Source organism: Lactobacillus helsingborgensis, from assembly GCF_000970855.1.
GTDB classification, from domain to species: domain Bacteria; phylum Bacillota; class Bacilli; order Lactobacillales; family Lactobacillaceae; genus Lactobacillus; species Lactobacillus helsingborgensis.
Map to the genome: position 1 here is coordinate 530,433 of NZ_KQ034047.1, position 22,143 is coordinate 552,575.

Sequence of the window (22,143 nt, forward strand, 5' to 3'; positions counted from 1 at the left end):
CTAAAATAAAAATTTGAGCTGCTTAATAGCCATTTTGAAGTGACTTTATAGCCTTTCTTTTTCATAATAGTGAAGTAAAATATATTTGTTAAAGCGATTTCACAAAAAGGAGTGCTGTAAAATGGCAGAACCAGATTATTTAAAATTAGTGCAGGAAATGCGAAAAGAATTTAAAAAAGGTGATGACCAGCGCGACGCTGATTTGCCAACACAAATACCTGAAGTAGAAAGATTTGATAATGTGCCTTACGGTCAAGATCAACAATATCAGCTTCTTGATGTGTATTTACCCCAAAAAAGAACAGATGCTAAACTGCCAGTTATTATCAATATCCATGGTGGTGGCTGGGTATATGGCACTAAGGAAACTTACCAGTTTTATTGCTTAGCTCTAGCTAAAGCAGGCTTTGCAGTCGTCAACGCCAATTATCGTTTGGCACCCGCCGTTGTTTATCCGGGCGAATTAGATGATGTTAACCGTGTATTTCATTGGGTAGCCAAAAAAGAAAATGCGGCTAAATATCAGTTTGACTTAAACAATGTCTTTATAGTTGGTGACAGTGCAGGCGGTCAAATGGGTGAACAAATTTTAGCAGTTTACACTAACAATGAATACCGTAAATATTTTGGCTATTCTGTTCCTAACCTGACCATTAAAGCAGCAGCTTTAAACTGTGGCGCTTACTTCTTAACGGAAATTAATTCCTTTGCCGGCGCACCCGAGGCTTATTTCAGACCCGAAATTCGCATGAATAAACACGAAGAACTAAATGTAGAACAATTTCTAACTTCTGCATTGCCGCCTTTATTTATCATGACCTCTACCGATGACTTTTTGCGTGATAATGCCTACATGCTTTCCGGATACTTACATGCCAAAAATATTTATCACGAACTACATTTTTATGGTGACAGTAATAATCCTCGCGGACATGTTTTCCACATTAACCAAAAAGATGAGTTGGCAAAGCAATGTAACGAAGATGAGCTGGACTTCTTCCGTAAATACCTCAATTAAATAATAATTACCAAAACTGGTTGAACTAGTAGCTTTTTTAGTTCGACCATTTTTAGTAAAGGAGAAAACATCATGGCAAGTGACAAGCATGAGTTGGTGCAACTAGATGAACTGCCTGTTTTTATTAAGGTTCATCAATACCCGGGCTCCTCAGAAGTACCTCCCCACTGGCATCAAAGTATTGAACTGAGCTTTACATTAAAGGGAAAAATTGACCATTTTATCATCGGCGGTGTAGATTACCAAACCCAACCGGGCGAAATTTTAATTATTAATACCCAAGTTGTTCACAGCGTGCGCAATCTTAACAGCACTAAAAATGATTTGGCTTTAACCCTGCTTTTCCCTTATTCTTTAGTATTACAAATGTTTCCTGAAATGGATCATTATCAGTTCGAAGTGAAGCCGGTTGAAGAATTAAGCGTAGAACAAGCAACGCAATATCATCATCTGCAAACTTTACTAAGTAAAATTATTGCAACAAAATTAGCACCTGCTGCAACTTTTAAAAATCTTGATTTAACTATTCTTAGCTATAAGGTTTTAAAGATATTGCTCAAATACTTTTTAAAGCCACGTGATAACAAGTGCCAAATATCACGTAACTTAATTATTACAGGACATTTGCGTAATGCGTTAGATTATATTCAAGACCACTATCAAGAACCGATCACGCCACAAGATATTGCAAACAGTTGTCATTTATCACGACAATATCTGCAAAGAATTTTTCACCAAAATATGGGAACTACTATCGGAAAATACCTCAAAAATTTTCGGGCGCAAAAAGCCTATCAGGACTTGCGTCACACTGCCAATACTCTTACAGCAATTGCAATGAATAATGGTTTTAGTGGCATTCGCTCATTAAACAGGGCAATGGTTGATTATTACGGACAAACTAGTATGCAAATCAGAAAAAGTTCCTCAGCGCCATATTCAAGCTACTGAAAGCGCTATTTTGTATGCAAAAAAAGAGTAATATATTACTAAACTAATATTCAGTAAAAAAGAGGCAAGTTAATATGAAAAAAATTAATCCTAAATCTGGGTTATTCAAATGCGCTTTATTATCAATTTCGCTATTGCTAATGATAGCGCCACAAATTTCTTCAGTATTGCCATTGATGTACTCATCATTTCCACAAGTTTCAAGAGCAGCTGTCGAAACATTAAGTACGATTCCTAATATTGGCATTGTCGTTGGTCTTATTATAAGTCCATTTTTAATTAAACTAATCGGTACTAAGCCAACAGTTATGGCTGGGCTAGCAGTTGCCCTGCTGGCAGGTACTTACCCAATATATGGCACAAGCTATACACCAATTTTAATTTCCCGTTTTCTTTTAGGAGCTGGGATTGGGCTATTTAATTCTTTAGCAGTTAGCCTTTTGTCCAAATTCTATCAAGGCGATGAATTATCAACTATGCTTGGCTTTCAAAACTCGATGGGTAGTGTGGGTGCTGCAGTATTTTCCTTTTGTGTTGGTCTGTTAGCCGTATTGGGCTGGCATGCAACTTTTGCAATCTACCTAGTATCATTACCAATCATACTATTGTTTGGTTTAGTAGTATCATTGCCTGACGAAAAAAGTAGTGAAACAAATACTGGAGCCCCGGCAGCTAAAGAAGAAAATAAGATTAACGGCAGCGTAGTGGAGATCTCTTTAATCATGTTCTTTATGTACGTCTTCTTTATGCCAATGACTTTTAAGTTGCCGCAATTGGCTACTACACAAAAAATTGCTAATGTGAGCCAAATTGCTTTTGTTTCGAGTGTGGCAACTCTTGTTGGTATTCCTGTTGGTATGTGCTATGGCTATTTAAAAAAGAAACTGCAAGATTTGATCTTACCAATTGGCTTATTACTACAAGTTGTTGGTCTATTGGCTCTTGCTTATGCTTCTAACCTGCCAGTATTGGTGATTGCTGTTATTGTTTTAGGCACTGGGTTTGGTCTATCCGTACCGTATATTTTTAATTGGCTAGATGAAGCAGCACCGCAAAATTCAGTCAACTTTGCTACTACTATTACTTTAGTTCTTGTAAATGTTGGCTGCGCCGCTTCACCAACAATTATTGATTGGCTGGGCAGCAGTTTAGGCAATGGTTCACCTCGTGCCGATATGACAATGGCGGGTGCCGGTATGGCTATTCTATTTTGCTATAGCTTAATCCACTACTTTAAAGTCAAAAATCACTAAGAAATAGTTAGATTAAAAAAGAGTTGACGCGCTCTTGCACGTTCAACTCTTTTTTAATTGCATAATTTATTGTTGCAAATTATTGTTGCTCATTTCTTTCTTTTCTGGAGAACCAAAACATGAATAACGGCAAAATGACGAAGCCGAAAATCATCATAATGATTGCATACCAGTTTACACCAACGACTTGACCATTCTCAATAATGCCGAATTGCGCCTGCCAATTATATTTAACCAGCAAAAAGATTACTAAGACAATCGACAATATTGGTACAAAGATGTCAGTTACAACATTTTTAGGGGCTGGTAAAATTGGCTGCTTATTTTTACCATAATAAAAGCAAATTACTGCTAAAGGAACAATAATGAACCCTAAAAATCTGACCATTGCACTCAAAGTAATCAGGTTTGTCATATTAAATTGAAATGATAAAGGTACTAAGACTGCCAGTGCTTCAGAGATAAAAAATGTCTTAATGGGAAAATTATTTTTAGTTCTTTTTGTTAAAGTTGCCGGTAGCTGGTGCTCACGCGCCATTGCTTCCAGAATGCGCGGTGCATTAAAGCTAGAAGCGACATTTATTCCCAACATAGAAATAAGTGCACCAACTAAAATTACATCCCGCAAGACTTCATTTTTAAAAATTGCACTAATGGCTACTACTTGTTTAGTTGTCATGAGGGACTTGGGATCTAAAACCATTGCCACGGCTACTACTCCAATATAAATTGCGGCAATAACTAGAATGGCTAACGGGATGGCCTTAGGTAAATTCTTTTCTGGTTCCTGCATGTCTTCAGAACCGGAAGCAACTGATTCAAAGCCCGTAAACGCATAAAAGGCAGAAACAACAGCCATCACAAATCCCGTTGTGGTTAAAGTTGGTACTATTTTATGCCCATTCTGCGTTATTTGGTCAACAGATGACAAACTATGTGTGGCTCCAGTTTTAAGAAGTAAAACAACACCCGCCACAATAATTAAAATTAATGCAGCTAATTTACCTGCTGTAGCCATGTTCATAACAAATTTCACAAACTTTTGTCCAAATAAGTTAATTACAGTAACTACTACCATTAATATCATAAAGCCAATAGTAACATTTAAAAATTTATCGGGATTGCCGCCGAAAATAGAAATAGTTGATTTGATAACACCGACAGCCATCACACCCCAAGCAACACTGGCGGAAAAGTAACGCAAAATGCCGACGTAAAAACCCATATTATTGCCAAAGGCAGCCTTAGAATAAGCATAAGAAGCCCCAGATTTAGTGACATATTTAGCGGCTGCTGAAAATGAAATGGCTAAGACTGAGGCAAAAATTGCAGCAATGAAGTAGACAATTAAAGCTTTACTCCCTGCCTGACTAACTACACTACCAGGTGTTAAAAAGATACCGGAACCAATAATTGAGTTAATAGCTAAAAGAACAATCGACCAAAAGCCAAGTTTGTCTCCTGCGTTTTTGTTTTGAGTCATATTTACTCCCTACTTGGCATTTTCAACCACAAATTTAAATAAATTATTCATATACTTAGTATTAGGATTGTTATGTAGCATTTCTGGGTGCCATTGAATCGCCAAAACAGTACCCTGTTTATTTTCAAGTCCTTCCGGGACGCCATCGCTTGCATCCGCAACTTCAAGTAAATCAGGAGCAACCTTCTTAATTAACTGATGGTGAAAAGAATTAACCATGCATTCAGTCTTACCCAATGTTTTAGCTAATAAGCTGTTTTCCTTAATTGTTACTTTGTGAGTAGGCAAATCAGGTGTATGACCTTGTTCGTGTTTTAGAGTTTGCTCTGAGCGATAACTAATATCCTGGTAAAGACTGCCACCGTGCGCCACATTAATAATTTGCGCTCCTCGGCAAACTCCCAAAACTGGTTTATTAGTTTCTTCTGCAATTTTTAATAAAAGCATGTCAAAATGATCCCGTTCGGGCCAAATTAGCCCAATTTTAGGCATTAGTTCCTCACCATATAAATGGGGATCAACATCATGACCGCCAGATAAAATCAGTCCTTGAACATGAGCCATTTGGCTTTTTATAACTTCATCATCAGCAGTAAAAGGGATAATAAAGGGAACGCCGCCGTTTTTAACAACAGAATCCACATAGTCTTCATTCACATAACTACGGCGATAACCAGGAAACATTCCACCAGAATCAATCATTTCCGATCCCGCAATACCAATAATTGGTTTAGTCATTTTTCCTCCTCATTTAAGCTTATATTATTATTTATTAATATTATAATAGTTATGAGCGATTTATGTGTGCCTTTTGCTTAATATCAGCTTTAGTGCAATTTAGTGCAGTTAGGCATTAACACTTTAAATGTTTAGCTTGCATTAGGCTTAAGGATTAGCTACCAAACTATTGGTGTAGTAAAATATTTGAGTTAAAAATTATTATTGGTCATCTTACAAAGAGTAAATTTCATGAAAAACTTAAGCAGAACTATTAAACAACAGAAAATAATGTGGGTTACTTTGCTAATTTTGCTTTTAGCAAGCTTACTTTGCCATTCTTTGCCTAAAATCTCCGATGTTAATTGGCAAACCATCTTATCATTATTCAGTTTAATGCTTGTTACACAGTATTTTATTCACATTAAGGCTTTAGACTATTTGAGTCAAAAAATCATTAATTTGGCATATACTCATCGACAGGTTGTCCAATTGTTAGTTTTATTAGCGGGATTTTTAGCGATGTTTTTAACTAATGATGTCGCCATCCTGAGTCTTATTCCGCTCTTTCTAGTTATTCACAAGCAAGTTCATGGCCCCTTCGTTTTTCCTTTAGCGTTAATCACAATTGCAGCAAATCTTGGAAGTGCGTTAACACCTTTTGGTAACCCGCAAAATCTTTATATTTATAATCATTATCAACTTTCCACTCCTAATTTTTTAAAAATTTCAGTCCCTTTATTTCTAATCAGCTTTGCTTTACTTTTGTTAACCACTTTTACCATCCCTGCAACTCCACTACCTGCCTTAAAGCAAACAAACTATAATATTAAGCCGCTATCTTTAATCACTGCTTTTGCCCTACTCATAGTGGTACTTGCCGGCGTGCTCCATTTTATACAGTTAATTTATACTACAATAACAATCGCTCTAGCCGTATTGCTTATCAACCACCTTTTATTTACAAAAGTTGATTATGGTATTTTAGTGACTTTCATAGGGTTTTTCTTAATAGATAGTGGGAATTTTAGGAAGACAAAAATTGGTCATTAATTTAGTTACGCACTTGTTGCAACAAAGTTCTCTAATTACTTATCTGACAGGTATTTTACTGAGCCAAATAATCAGTAATGTTTCAGCTACTTTTCTCATGACTCGTTTCAGTACAGATATAGTCGCAATATTTCTGGGCGTAAATGTCGGTGGACTAGGGACCCCGTTAGCTTCATTTGCCAATTTATTAGCTTTAAAGCAAGCGCATGTTCACAGCGGGCGAGTATTATTAGGCTTTTTGGCAATCAATTTTATTTTATTAATCCTGCTGGGCGAGATAGTTATGCTACTGTTACCACAATTAATAAAACTTAGTTCTCTTTAGAGATTTTATGTTTGAGATTATTTATTTCCCGGGAAATATTTTCTATCTCTTTAAATGAAGCATTGGGGGCGGTAATTAGTTTATCTAATTTAAATTGAAGTAAATTAATCCGATTATCAATATTGGTATTCTTATGACTGGAAAAATCACTAGCCGTAATTAATTTATGATTTTTTATTTCCCAGATTGCAAAATTCAAATTTTTCAGCAAGTTCTGATCATGAGATACCAGGATAATAGCAAACGGATAATTTTTTAGAAATGTCTCAAGAGCATTAATAGCTGAAATATCTAAAAAATTATCTGGTTCATCAAGTATCAGTAAGTTATGTTCACCTAATAGCACCTTTGCCAATTTATAACAAACTAGCTGGCCTCCACTTAAATCACAGACTTGGTTATTCAGAAATCTTCTTAAATGTAAATCACCTAAAAGTTGCATAGTAGTTGTTTTATCAAAAACACTGATTTTAGAAATTGTTTCTATCACTGTCTCCCTTTCCGCAGCTTCTTGAGCAATATTCTGTTTAACATAACCGATTTTTAATTGCGGATTAAACCAAGCGTTAAGTTTTTGATGAAATAATTTTGCTAAAAAAACTGATTTTCCGACACCATTTTTGCCAGTTAATGCAATTTTTTCTCTTCCTTTTATTTGCAAATCTTTTGTTATACTAAACAATTTGTTTCCGTGTAAGACAACATCTTGAATGCCTAATCTGACCAAACTACTTTTTTGTGATAGATCTAAGTTTGTTGTTTTAACGTTACTTAATGTAATTGTATGATGGACTTGTGGTTTTTCCAGCGCAGCTTCTTCGCTAGTTATACGTTTTTTTAATTGAGTACTAATTCGGCTAAGCCTTTTCTCTATCTTGCTGCTGTCTTTTATTTTCCAATCCGACCAAGACATATCTTTCTTTTTCTTGGTAGCCTTTTGAGACTTTATTTCAGCGTCTCTTTGATCTTTCTTTAGTTTTTTAATTTTAGTTAGTTTTTCATGGTATTCTATGTTTTTTCTTTTTTCTTCAGCTATGAGAAATTGACAATATTCACTATATGAACCCTTAAATTCATGAACTTGATGATCTTTAATGTGCCAAATAAAATTAACAAGTTTCTGTAAAAAAGACTGATCATGACTAATTATCAAAATTGGTTGTTTTAAACTACTTAAGGCTTTAATTAGCCATCTTTGTTGCTCAATATCTAAATTAGAAGTTGGTTCATCCAGAATCAACAAAGAATCTCTGGCTTGACCCAATCTGATTATTGCCTGAGTAATGGCTTCTTTTTCTTTTTCCCCACCACTTTGCTCATCATTATTTAAAAGTTGTGGCACCAAAACAATGCGGCAGTGGCGCTGAATTTGTCCCGTTACTCTAAAAATTGTAGACATTTGGGCAATAGTATTAATCAATGTGGTTTTACCTACACCATTATCCCCGATTAAACCAATTATTTGATTGTCCTGAATATTCAAATGTGGGGCATAAAACAAAGTTCCGTCTCGATTTTCAACGGTGAGATTAGTTATTCTAATATATTCCATACTAGCACCTGCTTTTTGCTAAATAAAAAGCACTGATAACCAAATTGCCCATAATTTGATTAGCAGTGCACAAAAAGCGGTGAAATTAAAGCGCCACCTTAATAGAGAACAATACTAATTTCTGATTATCGGCAAAAATGCATGATAAAAGCATTGGTTATCAAACTTTTTTGCTTACTAATAAAACCAGAAATTAATTCTCCATTTTTTGCAATACCTTCTTTTCCTAAATTGTTTCAACTATATCATATTTATTTAATTTTTCAACAGACAAATTATTCAACTTTTTCAAAAATCTCACATACCATTGGTGCCTGCGGATAAAATTTTTGACCATTGGCTTTAAATTCTTCTTCAAAGAATTGATCATGAATTTTGCGCCAGTACTGGTAGCTACGGTCACCTTCACCTTCATGATAAGCATGTTCTGCAGAAATTTGATTATAAGGGATAATTTCTACAACTTTATCTTGAACAACACAGACAGGTTCACCCTGACCATCAAGAATTATGTTCCAATCGCCAATATTTGAAATATCTTCATAGCCAGGTACATATTCCGAAGTTGTTGCAGTTTTGATTCCCTTGTCAACTAGTTCAGCCAATTCATCTGCATCTTCTTTACTAGAACCAAAAGCCCAGGCATCAACTTTAGTATCAGTAGCCAAATTGTGTTTAAGACAAAAGTTATACCAGAATTGTTTTACTTTTTCGTCCATTATAACCACCATTCTGGAGTCAGTTCACCCATCGTAGCGACCTTCCCACTTTCATAATCCAGCATCACTTCAATATGGCGATAATCTTTTTCCATTAATTGAACAATAAATTCACGACAAGCTCCACACGGCGCACCATTTTTACCATCTGCCATTAATGCTAAAACTCTGCTAATCCTTGTTTCACTGTTAGTAATCATATTAAAAAGAGCATTTCGTTCCGCGCAAACACCTAATCCGCAAGCCGTGTCAACACAAACTCCCGTATAAATATTTCCTGACTCTGTCATAACTGCAGCAGCGACACCACCAGCTTCCATATGGGGACCAATCGCGGTGAATCCTTGTACTTTCTTAGCTGCTTCATACATTTTTTGCCATTTTTCATCCATCTTTTTCCCCTCATTTTTTATAAATTGTCTATAGATTACGTTCAAAGTTTTTTAGTCATAATATTAAATTTATAGATGCCGCCATTTGAATGAACCATTTCTGTCCCTGTGTTGACATAAGCGGCCTTTTGATAGACTTTAATTGCACGCAGGTTGAATTCAGCTACCGCTAAAACAATTACTTGATAATCATAGTTATTTTTAACATAATTTTCGATAACCGTCATAAATTCGCTGCCTAAACCACGACCAGTTAAATTTGGAGCCAATCCCAAGCCAACTTCAACTTGTTCTTTTTTCTCCTTATCTGGATCAAGACAAAAGAAGGCGACTAAATTATCATCTTCATCCAAAACCTGAAAGTAATTATTTTTACGCAATTGGGGAGAAATTATTTCATCATAATCTTCTTGATCATTTTTCATATCATAAAAAGCGTATTGTCCGTTGTAATGCCATTTATCCGCAATAATCAAGGCATTTTTTTGCGACAGCATTGCTATTTTTTGAAAAATACTTTTATTCATTTCTTCACCTCTATTCTTTTAAATATTAAAGACTAATTAATTATTTAATATACTGAAACCCCATTCAAAAAGCAAATTTACAACAAAAAATCCGTTTTTACTTATTACACTAAGTAAAAACGGAAACTAAATTTCATTTGTTACCTTTTAATTAATAGCTGGTCCACCTGTAGCACCATAGACTTGACCTGTGACATAACTTGCCAAGTTTGAAGCTAAGAAAATATAAACATGAGCTATTTCATCTGGTTGTCCTGCACGTTTCAAAAGTACTTCTTGACCGAAAGTGGAAAGAGCCTCAGTTGGCTGACCGCCGCAAACTTGTAAAGGTGTCCAAACTGGGCCAGGAGCAACACTATTAACCCTAATACCCTTTGGAGCAAGACTTTGAGCCAAATTAATAGAGAAGCTGACGATTGCCGCTTTAGTTGCGGCATAATCAAGCAATATTGGTGATGGACTAAATCCTTCTAAGGAAGTCGAGGTCAAAATTACACTACCTGGTTTCATATGCGGCACAGCCGCTTTAGCCATTTCAAACATGGAGATGATGTTAACTTCAAAGGTATCGTGAACTTGATCCATTGACAAATTCTCTAAACCATCAGCATTTTGTTGGATAGCTGCGTTCATGACCAGTAATTCTAAGCTGCCAAATTCTTTGACAGCTTTTTCAACAACTTTTTCTGCTTCGCCGCGTTTACGGAAATCAGCTGGCAGCAAAACTGCCTTACGTCCAGCCTTTTTAATGAGTTCAGCTGTATCTTTAGCATCGGATTCTTCTGCCGGTAGATATTGAATGGCTACATCGGCTCCTTCTTTGGCAAAGCCAATTGCGACAGCACGACCAATACCAGAATCACCACCAGTAATAAGTGCATGGCGATCTTTTAACAAGCCGTGTCCTTCATAGTCAGCCATGTCGCCACTAGGCGTAGGATCCATTTTACTTTGCACGCCTGGATATTCCTGTGATTGCTTAGGAAAATCATCATGATGATAACGTTTTAACGGGTCTGATAAATTATTGTCCATTTCTACTTTCTCCCTTCAATAAATTCAATTTCAAGATACCGCTTTTATAATAATAAAACAAAAATATTGCTTATTAATTAACAAAAAGTCATTATCTTTGCCCAATTAAATGCGATGCTATATTATGAATTTATTAGGTGTAATAGGAGGAAATACTTAATGTTTAAATCATACAAAAAATTCTGGCAGAATATCTTTAATTTTTCTGGTACTGCTAGTCGTTCAGAATACTGGTGGCCGGTAATTATTAATTGGATTCTGGCTTTTATCTTAATACATTTAGTTGAGAGCCTTTTAGGCCATTCAATCAATGATATTTATACTTGGGGCGACTGGAGTATTAAGACTAGTTCTCTCATTATTTCCTTCGTTGTCTGGATTGCAATGCTATCTTTGCGTTTTCGCCGTTTACATGATAGCAATCACTCTGCTTGGTGGATTCTGATTATGATAATTCCAATCATTGGCGACATTTGGTTTGTCATTTTAATGCTGTTACCATCCAAGGCAAATAATTACGATTAAAATGTAATTCCTTTTCTAATATAAATCACGTGCAATAATGTACTTTTAGTGCAATTATTGCACTTTTTCTTTCATAGCCAATACTTACGCTAGCAACATAACCAAGATTGGATACGGCTTGCATTATACTACTTTATGTTTGCCCTAGCTCAATGATCGTAATGAAATGAATCTCATATTGGTGTATCAGGTTCACGCAAAAGCAATGCAGATGCAATTTTAAAAATCGTGCGCAATCCTGAATTATAGTTAAATCGCCACATAGATTTTAATATAACTAAACTCAGTAATCAGAAAAAATTAGTTGAATGATACTAGTTAATTTAGTAACAGTTTTCATTATGAAAGTAATTGAATTATTTGCTTTAAATTGGATATTAGCTTGATGTAGTAGCAGCATTAGCAATACTTATAATATACAATTTTTTAAATGTATATAAAATATTGATATAATTGTCACAGAGTTAATGATATTTGTATGAAATTAATCACTTGCTTATGATTAAAATTTTCATATAATTTAAAAATGTACCGGTACTAAAAATTTAGCAGCAAAGGGATGATTAATTTAAAATTCAAAACTAGCAATTTCAGGAGTGACTAATTTAGCTTTAAGTCCAATTGCAACTTTTATTTTTTAAAAAATAGAGTGTTATTATGGAAACAAATAAACAAAAATTAACGGTAAGTCAAAAAAGATCTAGAAGTAAGCCCAAACACTTTAAACTTTATCAGTTTTTTGCATACTTTTTCTCCATAATGATAAGCAGCATTTTGACTGAAAAGTTTTTCCCAAACTGTTGGCCATTTTGGTCTAGTGGCAGAAATCTTCTGATGTTTTTAATTAGTCTTGCAATATATTTTATATTTTTTACTTTTACGGATAAAATCCTTGACTATTTCTGTTCTAAAAATAATAACTAAACTATAATTACGAGTGCAGATAAACCTCTTGACTATTTCTATTCTAAAAACAATAATTTCGGGTGCAGATAAATCATCAAATCATGATTTATCTGCTTTTTTTGTGATTTCATTGATCTACTTTTTCAAAATTACAAAAAATGTAGTTTATCACGTATTCAATAAACTCAACTAGCTGCTGCCAAAATTTTTAAAAGCCAAACCAAATAATGAGGTGTAAGCAAGGCTAGGATGTAATTAGTATTAGATAATCCAACCTGATAACGCGGACCTAATTCACCAGAACCAATTTAATAATCATGCTAAAGCTGATAGATTTCAATTTTATCTTATTTAACGATAAAAATACCGCCTAATTTGTCCTAAATTTGGAGATCACATCATTTTGTAGTTGCTTCATTTTTTCGTTTAAACATCGCTACCTGCCTTCTAGTAACATATTTTGCTAGAAAAAATATAAAATACGAACTTTAATAATACAACCCAATCTTCTTGTTCTTGCATAGTTTTTAATTTTATTTTATTCTTATTATTGTCACATTCGATAATAAGAAAGCAAAAAGTGAGGATCTAATGTCAAGTTTTCAAAAATATTACGCTAAACTATCTGAAATTGCTGATTTTTTACTTCATAATCCAGAACTTGGTTATAAAGAATTTAAAACTTCTAGCAAGATTGAAGCTGAAATTAACAAAATTAGTCCCGAGTTAAAAGTCGAACATTATCTCAATACAGGTTTAAAAGTAACGTTAACTAATGGTAGCCAAAAAACCATTGGAATTATTGCCGAAATGGATTCACTCTATCAGCCTAATCACAAAGTAGCAGATACGAGTACTGGTGCTGCTCAAGCTTGTGGCCATTATACACAGATCACTACCGCACTAGCAATTATGAACGAAATAATTACCAATCACCGGCTTGAAGATTTTGGTGCTAATCTAGCATTTATTTTCACTCCATCCGAAGAATTTGTTGATCTTGCTTGGAGAAAACAGCAAAAAGAAGCAGGAAAAATAGATTACTTTGGTGGCAAACAAGAGGCTATTAAACTCGGCATTTTTGACGATATTGACTATTGTGTTTCAGTTCATGCGATAGGCGAAGATTTTGATGAACGAACTATCGAAATTAATTGTGATCTCGCGGGCTTTAATTTTGAATATTTTGATTTTTATGGCAAGGCCAGTCATGCGGCTTTCGCCCCAGATGCAGGTATTAATGCTCAAAGCATAGCAACATTATTTAATACCGCTTTAGCCCTGCAGCGTCAGCAAATTAAGGATCCCAATCGTATAAGATTTAATCCCGTAATTGTTGGTGAAAATCATGAATCAATTAACGTAATTCCTGATCACATCAAAATGGGGACAGATTTAAGATTTTTCGACATAGACAATGCTCAAAAATTAATGAACCGTTTTAAACAGGCAGCAGAAGGCTGTGCATCAGCACTTGGTGGCTCAGTTGAGTCTGAAAGGCAAGTTGGCTACTTACCTTTGATCTCCAGTAAAAGTATGAGCGCTATTGTGAAAGATGTCTTCTCTGCAGATGAAAAAATTACCGGTTTAATCGAAAATCGGGGCTACACAATGGCGGCAGGTGATATTGGGGATGTCAGTTTTTTAATACCAACCATCCAAATCGGTTATGGTGGTTGGAACGGAACTATTCATGGTGATGACTTTACCCTAGTTGATCCTGAGTTTGTTCTAGCAATTTTTCCTGAATTTGTCTTTAACAGTATTCTTAAGATTTCAAATAACTTGGATCAGGTAAAAACCTATAAGAAAACAAAAGAAGAATATTTAACTGAATTAGAAAAGATGGCAAAATAAAATGAAATATTTAAAAGCATACGGCCCGCTAATCATTTTAGTGTTGTTAATAGATACAGTTTCTGAAATGATTAGTACCCAAGTATTTAAAATCGGCAAAATTGAAATCTCTATCTTACCTCTAGTATTTGCGGTAATTATTGCTATTTTAGTTTATTTAATCCCAGCAAAACCTATTAAAAAACTTTACAATGATAAACGGGTAAAATTTGCCGGTAAATATATGATTCTTATCATGTTGCCTTTAATGGCACGTTATGGAGCGAATGTGGCCCCTAAAATCAATGAAATTATTTCAGTTGGTTGGGTTTTTCTAGTCCACGAATTAGGTAATTTAGGCACGATTCTCTTTGGTTTACCTGTGGCACTATTACTTGGCTTAAGAGAAGAAGCTATAGGTTCAACGTTAGGCTTAGGCCGTGAAGGTGAACTAGCATATATTAGTGAAAAATACACGCTAAATTCCCCTGAGGGTCGTGGCGTACTCGGAATTTATTTAATTGGTACCATTTTTGGTTCAATTATCTTTTCAATCCTTGCTCCACTTCTTCTAGGGATGGGCTTTAACTATAAAGCTGTTGCAATGAGTGCCGGTGTTGGTTCTAGTTCAATGATGACTGCAGCTTCATCGTCTTTAGCAGCTTTGGTACCAAAACACAGTGACACTATTTTGTCCTTTGCCGCGGCCAGTCAGTTACTAACTAGTTTTATTGGTACTTATATCATGTACTTCCTGGCAGTGCCTCTGCAAAGATTCATGTACACACACATTACCAGCCTGCTAGACAAAAAGAAAGAAGTTTATCCAGATCATGACTAAAGAAAACAATTTATATGAATTATTTAAAGATGCTGTCATTCTTTTACTCAGTATTAGCTTAGTATTATTTGTTCAATGGGTTAAGTTAATTAGAAATCCCAAAAGCACACCAATTACTATTGATACATTCATTGGTTTAGGTATGTTATGGCTTTTTTCACTACTAGGCATAGTTATTAGTATGCTGATGAAAAAAGTACCTTGGAAAATCATTCAGGGCTTCCCTATTCTAGGCTGGGTTTCAATTGTTTCTCTAATTTTTTGTTTGCTTAGTCCCTACTGTGTTCGTGTTATTAATGCTGTAGACTTTCTCTCACTAACAACCTCTGTTCTAGCATTTGCTGGAATATCAGTTACCCACCGTTTGAAAGAACTGACTAAAATATCTTGGAAGATTTTAATAGTAGCAATTTTTGTTTTCTTTGGTATGTACTTTATGGATACCTTAATCTCACAAATTGCTCTCAATCTTCATTAATAATTACTTTAATTGTGATCTCTAAAGTTAGGACACTTTATTAGCTTTACTAAGGACTAATTTCCGATATTCAAGCGGAGCTAGTCCTTTTAGTTTGATCTTGATTCTTTTCTGATTGTAATACTCAATGTAGTCTCTAATCGCATCTTCCAGTTCAATGAGATTTTTATATTGCTTTTCAAAGCCATAAAACATTTCTCGTTTGAGTATTCCGAAGGAGTCTTCCATTAACTTGTCATGAAGGGAACTCTTAGCGTGACATTAATTGGTTAATTCCATAGTTTTTAGTCAAGTTTGAAGCAACGCCTAAGCTCGCTCTACAGTAATGCGCTAATAGCCATAGCGGTGCTTGTGTTCTTCGTAGATAGCTTTCATTTCTGCCATTATTTCGTGGTTTTTCCGATCTTGATCCTCCTTCTTTAAAGTGTAGTAGAAATTACTACGGGATAGATGCGGCAGATTGGGATTGGCATTAATGGTGTCAAGAATAAAAGTTACGATTCCTTTAAGCTCGCGTCTTAGTTGGGTAACTGCCAGGGCTACTTCCGGAGCTTGCGGTTCTTGGTCCACTGGTCGACTAAGACTAAGACACTTAATTTTTTCCAAATTCGTTCTCTTGCTTGATCAGCTATTTATCTACTACTTACTTTTTTTGTCGTTGGAGTTTTCAAAGCAATTATCAACTTTGTAATTTGTTTGAAAACAGATGATAATTCCTTAAGAAGAAAACTTAAAGAAATTATTATCAAAAACGATTTCATTTAATCACCCCCTTTCTAAAAAAAGGAAAAGAAACCCAACTAGAACCTATCATTTCTAGAAAGTGATTGTGGAGGTAAGTTATATTTCATCAAGTTCAAATGAACTTGGGTAAATATACTTACTTTTTCTTTATTAATATTTACTTTCGATCAATAAAGATTTTTAGCCTTCTTAATTGATCATAAGTAAACTATAACATAGAAGTTTACAATTGCAATTAATGGCTTTATAGCAACATAAATTAAGCATTTTAAAAAAGTATTATAAAATACTGTGTAAGCAGTATTTTACCAAATATTATTATATTAATATTATTAATAATATTATTTTTTAATTAATCTCAGAATACTGCTTACACAATATTCTACCCAAAATATTAAGTTTTTCTAAAGATAATAATTTTAAAATCATTGACATAAAAAAGCCTTGAAATATTGATCCTAGTTTAGACAAGTCATGATTAAACCAAATTTGTAAAAGGGGAAATATGTTATTTATATTTTTACAGCATTAATAAATGAGTAAAAGTGATTAATCTACTTTGCTGGTAGTAAAAGTAAAGTGCATTGCCGGTCCATTTATTTTTATATTATTTTTTAATATTGGTGCATTTGGGTACATAGTATCTCCTCACGTTGGCTTTCTATTCTATAATCTATGGCATCTCTTTCTTTTTCCGCTAGCATTTTTTCTCTAACAGCCTTATTTTCCAATTTGAAAGAAACGAGCACTACAACTATTTAACTCCAATCAAATCTGGTTAATACATATTTGCCTATAATGCATTAAACAGGGGCTTATTGTCAGAAAAGCATATATTTTTAATAGCTTTAATTCACGTATCAGCCTATACGTTATTATTTCCCGAGAAATACCATATAATCTTCTACTCTAACTATTTGCCTCATTACTATTCCATTTTCACATGAAACAATATAGTTTTTTAGGCAATAAAAATGACCCCTAAATTTGTCCTAAATTTGGGGGTCATATCATAATTTACCCTAGCCGTCTTTTTATTATGCTTAAGCAGAATATTTTGTTAGTCCTGCTCTTAACCGTTCTAAACCATCTTTAACAGTTGTTAACGGACAGGCAAGATTCATCCGCAAGAACTTATTACCATTGCCGCGATAAATACTTCCCGGTGATAAAACCAGACCTGTTTCCTTTTCTAAAAACTCTGCTAATTTTTGTGAATCTGTACTAATCCTTTCCACATCAAGCCAAATTAAGTATGTTGCATTTCCTGCAACCACTTTAACTTGCGGTAGATTTTTACTGATAAATTCTTGAGCATAAGCAAAATTAACATTTAACTGTTTAATCAATGCTTGCAGCCAGTCATGACCATGTTCATAAGCAGCAATTGTTCCCGGAATGGCGAGCAAATTTGGTTCAGCCACCTCATCACTATTAAGACCACGATTAACCATAGCACGCAAATTACTATTTGGCACAATCGCAGTCGCTGCATGTAAAGCAGCAACGTTAAAAGTTTTACTTGGTGAAATTAACGAAATAACATTGTCACGTGCAGAGCCATTAACCGAAAAGCTTGGAGTATAACTTGGGCCCTGTCGCACCAAGTCACCATGAATTTCATCAGACAAAAGTACCACATGATGTTGATAACACAAATCAGCAATTCTTTGAACTTCTTCTTGAGTCCATACTTTGCCGATAGGATTATGCGGATTGCAAAAAATCATGAGTGTTGTTAACGGCAGGGCCAATTTCTGTTCAAGATCTTCCCAGTCGACTGTATAATTTGAACCATTAAATTGCAAGTCGTTGGACAAAACATGCCGACCATTATTTTCAATTGAATTGTAAAAGACATTATAAACCGGCGCTTGCACTAAAACATTGTCACCAATATGCGAAATTCGCCGCACAATTGCTGAAATTGCTGGTACCACACCTGTGGTGAAAATCTCCCATTCTTGCTGCGGGCGATGACCATGTTCCTTTTCAAACCAATCAGCCACGGCTTTAAAATAATCGTCTTCAGGCCATTCGTAACCAAAAACACCTAAATTAACCTTTTCCTTCATTGCCGTAATTATTTCCGGGGCTGTTTTAAAATCCATATCAGCGATTGACATTGGCAATTCGCCTTTTTTAACGTGCCATTTGACTGAGTCCGTGCCGCTTCTATCTGGTGCATTAACAAAATCATATTTAGCCATTATCTTTAATCCTTCGCTTTCTGATTTTGATCTGAACTATTAACTTTCTTGTCAATTTTAGCACAGATAATTTCAGTTTTAGCGGGGGTAATTTTTTGCGGATCTAAAATCAACTTGCCAATTGCTGGAGCAGAAATCTTACCGGAAATTGGATTTTTTACACTGTCAATTTTAATTGAAACAGTAGCATCAATATTAGAAACATATTCAAACGCTAAATCGGTGTGAATTAAACTGGTATTTTTTAGTTCCAGATGATCAATATAATTAAGTCCCTGATTGCTTTCAATTTTACAGTTGATAAACTTGATATTTTGCCCGTTCCAGGCCAAATATTCACCATCTATTAGCGAATCATACACAGTAACATTTTGACAGTTCCAAAAGGCATCTTTAGAAATAAAAGTAGAATGATGGACTTCAACATTTTTAGCGCCATCAAAGACGTAATTACCAACCACGCTAACATGATCAAGGTAGATATTCTGGCTATCTTTACCAAAATAATCACCATTAACTTGACTGTTCGTAATTCTAATATCTTTACAGCTCCACATTGTTTCTGCAGCGTTAGCAAAGTGAACATGATCCAAGCTTATCTTTTCTGATCTTCTAAATAGCTTCGGTGCCTGCAGAGCCGAATTCTTGATAGCAATGTTTTTGGTGTACCAAATACCGCTACGAGCCATAGTTTCAAAAACAGTACTCTCTACAGTAACGTCATTGTCATACCATAATGGATATTTCCATTTAAAAACAGAGTCTTTAATATTGATTTTACTGGCTTCCTTAAGTGGCGATTCACCTTCGCCAAAAGTAATCCCTACCAGCTGCGAATCTTTTAGTCCAAAAAGAATTCTTTCGCCTTCAAAAAAATGATCTTTGATAATTTTCATTCTGATCTCTTTTCTTTTAAACCAAACACTGTTTTTTGCTAATAGCGGTCAACTATTAAATTAAAGCTTCTTTTTCTATCAATTATCCACTGAATTGACTGCAACTTAAAATACTATTTTATTAGGTCTTTTAATTACAAATAGTTATACCAGTTTTAGTATTCATTAATAATTTTAAAATACTTTTCTTCAAAGTGATTAATAAAATTTATATACAAAAACTATTTGCACATGAGGATGTCAACGGACACCCTTTTTTTGCACTTCAATGTATTTGCTTTTTAAATATGCCTTTTATGGGATTGGCATCCTTTTAACTCTAAGCAGAAAAAGCCAGTAGGGTTATTCTTAAAAATGTCTAGTACAACGGACATATTCTTGGAAGGGCTTTCTCAAGTTCAAAATTATAATCAGTTCTAGGGGGTAGTAAGCAAATGCTAACAGACAATGAAGACAACATTATCAATTTTTTATTAAACAGCAACTCTTTTGTGACAGCTAAAGAAATTGCAAACCAGTTTTTGATGTCAACTAAAACCGTTTACCGCACAATTAAACATCTTAATTCCCTGACCCCCTCAGGCGAATTGATTAACAGTAAAAAAGGAAGGGGGTTCAAAATTAACTACGATAACTATTTAAAGGAAATGAACTATCAACAAGATTCCAACACCTTTACAGCAAAAGATCGTCAACAAGCTACTTTGACTAAATTATTGATGATTGCACCCAGATCACTAAAATTATCTTCATTATTCAGCCAATATTATTTAAGTGAAACCAATATCAATGAAGACTTGAAATCAATTAGATCCCAATTAGCATCATATTCTCTAAATTTAGTAAGAAAAAATCATCAATTAAAAATAACTGGAAGTGAAACGAATATTCGTCATGCGTTACAGGATATATTGATTAAGCAAAATGTCTCCAATACTTCTTTATCCGAAAAAGGCGGTTTAAATTTCTATTCGCTGCAGTTCTGCATTAAGCAACTAAATTTTATTAATGAAAAACTAGACAGTGAAATTACTTATCCATACAACGTAAACATTATTTCTCACATTTATATTTTGATTACCAGATACCAAACACATGCAGTGGCCAAAAGTGTCTTAACCAAATTAAATAGCTATGATCAAATGATTATTAAAGAGAATAAGCAACTATACTCCATAGCGGCAGAAGTAATTAAGCATATTGAAAATTACTTGGACATGGCTTTAGAACCTAATGAAATTTATTTTTTATTACAATATTTAATTTCTTCACGTCTAGATGTAATGGATAAAATTGAAAATTCTGCTTTTCAGTCTAATCTCGTCCAAAAAGTGACTAATTTTTATATCTCTAATGTGGTTGCCAAGTTAAATTTAGGAACAATTAATAATGATTTTAAAGCTGACCTAGCAAATCATATTCGACCAATGATAAATCGCTTATATAACAAAATAAGTTTGAATAATGCACTGCTGCCCGAAATAAAACGTGTGTATTTAAAATTGTTTAAAGTGATTGAACATACTTCGGATAAATTAACTAAAGAATTGGGGCTACCTCCCATTTCTGCAGACGAAAGTGGATTTATTACGATTTATTTTGCTCGTTATTTAGAACAAAATCGTCAATATATTAGAGCTCTTGTTGTTTGTACAACTGGCGTAGCTACTGCACAACTGATAAAGGTTAAAATTCAAAGTTACTTTAACAATATCATTGTTGTTGCTGATGCTGCCAGCAGCAATGTTCAACAGCAAATTCACAAGTACGCTCCCATTGAATTAATTATTTCAACGATTCCACTCAATAATACGTTTGAAATTCCAGTAGTTGTCGTAGGGGCATTATTAACCAATCAAGATAAAAAAAGAATAGAAGACAGTATTAAGCGAAATTATCATTTTCAGGGAAGTGAAAAGATGTTAAGTGAAGTTACTAATGAATCGTTAATTAGGCTCAATATTGAAGCTGTAAATTGGAAAGATGCAATTAGAAAGAGTGCGAATCCATTAGTAAAAAATGGTTATGCGACTGAGAATTACGTTAACGGTATGATCAAAACTACAGAAGAATCAGGACCATATATCGTTATCAGTAAAGGTGTGGCATTACCACATGCCCGTCCCGAATTAGGTGCTAAAAAAATTGGGATAACGGTTACTACTTTAAAGACGCCAATTAACTTTGGCAATAAAAGCAATGATCCCGTTCAGTTCATCTTTGCTCTGTGCGCAGTTGATAATAAGTCACATTTAAAAGCGATGTCTGAGTTAGTAAATTTTATTAGTGATCAAAACTTTTTAAAAAGCCTAGTTAAAGAAACTAGGCCTGCTAATGTCTATACATTAATAAAGAAGTTTGAATCGAGGTATAGCGAAAATGAGTAAAAAATATTCTATTTTGGTAGCTTGTCGAACAGGAATGGGATCCTCAATGATGCTCAAAATCAAAATTAATCAGGTTGTACGAGAGAATAAATTTCCCTTCGAAGTCTCTCATGACGTAATCGACGCAGCAAAGGGGCTTGATCCTGACCTATTGGTAACAATGGAGGATTTAGTACCTGATGTTAAAGATGACGTCAGAAGTATTATTGGGATAAAAGACATAATGGACAAGAATGAAATAAAAACGAAGTTGCAAAATTTTCTCGATCAACAAAATCCTGCATCTTAAAAAGGA

21 protein-coding genes and 1 pseudogene are annotated in these 22,143 nt (G+C 34.4%); 11 read left to right on the top strand and 11 right to left on the bottom strand.

Features of this window, described 5'->3' with window-relative positions; all coding sequences use genetic code 11:
• Positions 1-121 precede the first annotated feature (121 nt).
• The 3 genes from JF73_RS08290 to JF73_RS08300 all read left to right on the top strand — a co-directional run bounded on the left by JF73_RS08290 (position 122) and on the right by JF73_RS08300 (position 3,222).
• Positions 122-1,018, top strand: a complete 897-nt coding sequence (locus JF73_RS08290) for an alpha/beta hydrolase (RefSeq protein WP_046327788.1) — start codon at positions 122-124, stop codon at positions 1,016-1,018.
• 72 nt (positions 1,019-1,090) lie between these two features.
• The gene (locus JF73_RS08295) at positions 1,091-1,969 is read left to right on the top strand and encodes an AraC family transcriptional regulator (protein WP_046327789.1); all 879 of its coding nucleotides are present in this window, start codon (positions 1,091-1,093) and stop codon (positions 1,967-1,969) included.
• A gap of 74 nt (positions 1,970-2,043) precedes the next feature.
• Complete coding sequence (locus tag JF73_RS08300) at positions 2,044-3,222, top strand: MFS transporter (protein ID WP_046327790.1); 1,179 nt, start codon at positions 2,044-2,046, stop codon at positions 3,220-3,222.
• Positions 3,223-3,301: 79 nt separating this feature from the next.
• On the opposite strand, the gene JF73_RS08305 is transcribed toward JF73_RS08300, so the two are convergent.
• On the bottom strand, positions 3,302-4,705 hold the full coding sequence (locus tag JF73_RS08305; protein WP_046327791.1) for an APC family permease: 1,404 nt from the start codon (positions 4,703-4,705) through the stop codon (positions 3,302-3,304).
• Between the two features lie 9 nt (positions 4,706-4,714).
• Positions 4,715-5,443, bottom strand: coding sequence for a gamma-glutamyl-gamma-aminobutyrate hydrolase family protein (locus tag JF73_RS08310; RefSeq protein ID WP_046327792.1), 729 nt, complete (start codon positions 5,441-5,443; stop codon positions 4,715-4,717).
• Positions 5,444-5,674: 231 nt separating this feature from the next.
• Here JF73_RS08310 and JF73_RS08315 point away from each other — a divergent pair, with 231 nt between their 5' ends.
• Together JF73_RS08315 and JF73_RS08320 are read left to right on the top strand one after the other, a co-directional pair.
• Positions 5,675-6,475: an SLC13 family permease gene (locus JF73_RS08315; protein WP_046327793.1), complete on the top strand. Its 801-nt coding sequence runs from the start codon at positions 5,675-5,677 to the stop codon at positions 6,473-6,475.
• Entirely contained in the window at positions 6,465-6,800 is a 336-nt protein-coding gene (locus JF73_RS08320) for a hypothetical protein (RefSeq protein ID WP_046327794.1), read from the top strand. The genes JF73_RS08315 and JF73_RS08320 overlap by 11 nt, the downstream gene beginning before the upstream one ends.
• Here the strand turns inward: JF73_RS08320 and JF73_RS08325 are convergent.
• From JF73_RS08325 to JF73_RS08345, 5 genes are all read right to left on the bottom strand, one after another.
• A complete protein-coding gene (locus tag JF73_RS08325; RefSeq protein ID WP_046327795.1) occupies positions 6,787-8,352 on the bottom strand; it encodes an ATP-binding cassette domain-containing protein in 1,566 nt (521 codons plus the stop codon). The genes JF73_RS08320 and JF73_RS08325 overlap by 14 nt on opposite strands.
• A 275-nt stretch (positions 8,353-8,627) precedes the next feature.
• Positions 8,628-9,071 carry an ASCH domain-containing protein gene (locus JF73_RS08330; RefSeq protein WP_046327796.1) on the bottom strand — a complete coding sequence of 148 codons (444 nt, stop codon included), beginning with the start codon at positions 9,069-9,071 and terminating at the stop codon, positions 8,628-8,630.
• Positions 9,071-9,463 carry a cytidine deaminase family protein gene (locus JF73_RS08335; RefSeq protein ID WP_046327797.1) on the bottom strand — a complete coding sequence of 131 codons (393 nt, stop codon included), beginning with the start codon at positions 9,461-9,463 and terminating at the stop codon, positions 9,071-9,073. Before JF73_RS08335 ends, JF73_RS08330 begins: the two co-directional genes overlap by 1 nt.
• A 41-nt stretch (positions 9,464-9,504) precedes the next feature.
• The gene (locus JF73_RS08340; RefSeq protein ID WP_046327798.1) at positions 9,505-9,990 is read right to left on the bottom strand and encodes a GNAT family N-acetyltransferase; all 486 of its coding nucleotides are present in this window, start codon (positions 9,988-9,990) and stop codon (positions 9,505-9,507) included.
• Between the two features lie 147 nt (positions 9,991-10,137).
• Positions 10,138-11,025 carry an SDR family oxidoreductase gene (locus JF73_RS08345; RefSeq protein ID WP_046327799.1) on the bottom strand — a complete coding sequence of 296 codons (888 nt, stop codon included), beginning with the start codon at positions 11,023-11,025 and terminating at the stop codon, positions 10,138-10,140.
• 159 nt (positions 11,026-11,184) lie between these two features.
• Here JF73_RS08345 and JF73_RS08350 point away from each other — a divergent pair, with 159 nt between their 5' ends.
• The 4 genes from JF73_RS08350 to JF73_RS08365 all read left to right on the top strand — a co-directional run bounded on the left by JF73_RS08350 (position 11,185) and on the right by JF73_RS08365 (position 15,611).
• Complete coding sequence (locus JF73_RS08350; protein ID WP_046327800.1) at positions 11,185-11,550, top strand: DUF805 domain-containing protein; 366 nt, start codon at positions 11,185-11,187, stop codon at positions 11,548-11,550.
• A gap of 1,497 nt (positions 11,551-13,047) precedes the next feature.
• Positions 13,048-14,313: a M20/M25/M40 family metallo-hydrolase gene (locus JF73_RS08355; protein WP_046327801.1), complete on the top strand. Its 1,266-nt coding sequence runs from the start codon at positions 13,048-13,050 to the stop codon at positions 14,311-14,313.
• A 1-nt stretch (position 14,314) separates the two neighbouring features.
• Entirely contained in the window at positions 14,315-15,133 is an 819-nt protein-coding gene (locus tag JF73_RS08360; RefSeq protein ID WP_046327802.1) for a DUF3100 domain-containing protein, read from the top strand.
• Positions 15,126-15,611 carry a hypothetical protein gene (locus JF73_RS08365; protein WP_038524699.1) on the top strand — a complete coding sequence of 162 codons (486 nt, stop codon included), beginning with the start codon at positions 15,126-15,128 and terminating at the stop codon, positions 15,609-15,611. The genes JF73_RS08360 and JF73_RS08365 overlap by 8 nt, the downstream gene beginning before the upstream one ends.
• A gap of 27 nt (positions 15,612-15,638) precedes the next feature.
• On the opposite strand, the pseudogene JF73_RS08370 reads toward JF73_RS08365, so the two are convergent.
• The 4 genes and pseudogenes from JF73_RS08370 to JF73_RS08385 all read right to left on the bottom strand — a co-directional run.
• Positions 15,639-15,842: pseudogene (locus tag JF73_RS08370) on the bottom strand (IS3 family transposase); the annotation flags it as partial.
• A 99-nt stretch (positions 15,843-15,941) separates the two neighbouring features.
• Complete coding sequence (locus tag JF73_RS08375; RefSeq protein ID WP_052727794.1) at positions 15,942-16,217, bottom strand: hypothetical protein; 276 nt, start codon at positions 16,215-16,217, stop codon at positions 15,942-15,944.
• 1,181 nt (positions 16,218-17,398) lie between these two features.
• Positions 17,399-18,565 (bottom strand): MalY/PatB family protein, encoded by a 1,167-nt coding sequence (locus JF73_RS08380; RefSeq protein ID WP_046327804.1) that lies wholly within the window; start codon positions 18,563-18,565, stop codon positions 17,399-17,401.
• Between the two features lie 5 nt (positions 18,566-18,570).
• The gene (locus JF73_RS08385) at positions 18,571-19,461 is read right to left on the bottom strand and encodes a DUF3737 family protein (RefSeq protein WP_046327805.1); all 891 of its coding nucleotides are present in this window, start codon (positions 19,459-19,461) and stop codon (positions 18,571-18,573) included.
• Positions 19,462-19,895: 434 nt separating this feature from the next.
• On the opposite strand from JF73_RS08385, the gene JF73_RS08390 reads away from it, so the two are divergent.
• On the top strand, positions 19,896-21,848 hold the full coding sequence (locus JF73_RS08390) for a BglG family transcription antiterminator (protein WP_046327806.1): 1,953 nt from the start codon (positions 19,896-19,898) through the stop codon (positions 21,846-21,848).
• Positions 21,841-22,137, top strand: a complete 297-nt coding sequence (locus JF73_RS08395) for a PTS sugar transporter subunit IIB (RefSeq protein WP_046327807.1) — start codon at positions 21,841-21,843, stop codon at positions 22,135-22,137. Before JF73_RS08390 ends, JF73_RS08395 begins: the two co-directional genes overlap by 8 nt.
• Positions 22,138-22,143 lie beyond the last annotated feature (6 nt).

What these genes read in the sequence shown, in the direction of transcription:
- JF73_RS08290 (WP_046327788.1), top strand. Translation starts at nt 122, where the DNA reads ATGGCAGAACCAGATTATTTAAAATTAGTGCAGGAAATGCGAAAAGAA.
- JF73_RS08295 (WP_046327789.1), top strand. Translation starts at nt 1,091, where the DNA reads ATGGCAAGTGACAAGCATGAGTTGGTGCAACTAGATGAACTGCCTGTT.
- JF73_RS08300 (WP_046327790.1), top strand. Translation starts at nt 2,044, where the DNA reads ATGAAAAAAATTAATCCTAAATCTGGGTTATTCAAATGCGCTTTATTA.
- JF73_RS08305 (WP_046327791.1), bottom strand. Translation starts at nt 4,705, where the DNA reads ATGACTCAAAACAAAAACGCAGGAGACAAACTTGGCTTTTGGTCGATT.
- JF73_RS08310 (WP_046327792.1), bottom strand. Translation starts at nt 5,443, where the DNA reads ATGACTAAACCAATTATTGGTATTGCGGGATCGGAAATGATTGATTCT.
- JF73_RS08315 (WP_046327793.1), top strand. Translation starts at nt 5,675, where the DNA reads ATGAAAAACTTAAGCAGAACTATTAAACAACAGAAAATAATGTGGGTT.
- JF73_RS08325 (WP_046327795.1), bottom strand. Translation starts at nt 8,352, where the DNA reads ATGGAATATATTAGAATAACTAATCTCACCGTTGAAAATCGAGACGGA.
- JF73_RS08330 (WP_046327796.1), bottom strand. Translation starts at nt 9,071, where the DNA reads ATGGACGAAAAAGTAAAACAATTCTGGTATAACTTTTGTCTTAAACAC.
- JF73_RS08335 (WP_046327797.1), bottom strand. Translation starts at nt 9,463, where the DNA reads ATGGATGAAAAATGGCAAAAAATGTATGAAGCAGCTAAGAAAGTACAA.
- JF73_RS08340 (WP_046327798.1), bottom strand. Translation starts at nt 9,990, where the DNA reads ATGAATAAAAGTATTTTTCAAAAAATAGCAATGCTGTCGCAAAAAAAT.
- JF73_RS08345 (WP_046327799.1), bottom strand. Translation starts at nt 11,025, where the DNA reads ATGGACAATAATTTATCAGACCCGTTAAAACGTTATCATCATGATGAT.
- JF73_RS08350 (WP_046327800.1), top strand. Translation starts at nt 11,185, where the DNA reads ATGTTTAAATCATACAAAAAATTCTGGCAGAATATCTTTAATTTTTCT.
- JF73_RS08355 (WP_046327801.1), top strand. Translation starts at nt 13,048, where the DNA reads ATGTCAAGTTTTCAAAAATATTACGCTAAACTATCTGAAATTGCTGAT.
- JF73_RS08360 (WP_046327802.1), top strand. Translation starts at nt 14,315, where the DNA reads ATGAAATATTTAAAAGCATACGGCCCGCTAATCATTTTAGTGTTGTTA.
- JF73_RS08365 (WP_038524699.1), top strand. Translation starts at nt 15,126, where the DNA reads ATGACTAAAGAAAACAATTTATATGAATTATTTAAAGATGCTGTCATT.
- JF73_RS08380 (WP_046327804.1), bottom strand. Translation starts at nt 18,565, where the DNA reads ATGGCTAAATATGATTTTGTTAATGCACCAGATAGAAGCGGCACGGAC.
- JF73_RS08385 (WP_046327805.1), bottom strand. Translation starts at nt 19,461, where the DNA reads ATGAAAATTATCAAAGATCATTTTTTTGAAGGCGAAAGAATTCTTTTT.
- JF73_RS08390 (WP_046327806.1), top strand. Translation starts at nt 19,896, where the DNA reads ATGCTAACAGACAATGAAGACAACATTATCAATTTTTTATTAAACAGC.
- JF73_RS08395 (WP_046327807.1), top strand. Translation starts at nt 21,841, where the DNA reads ATGAGTAAAAAATATTCTATTTTGGTAGCTTGTCGAACAGGAATGGGA.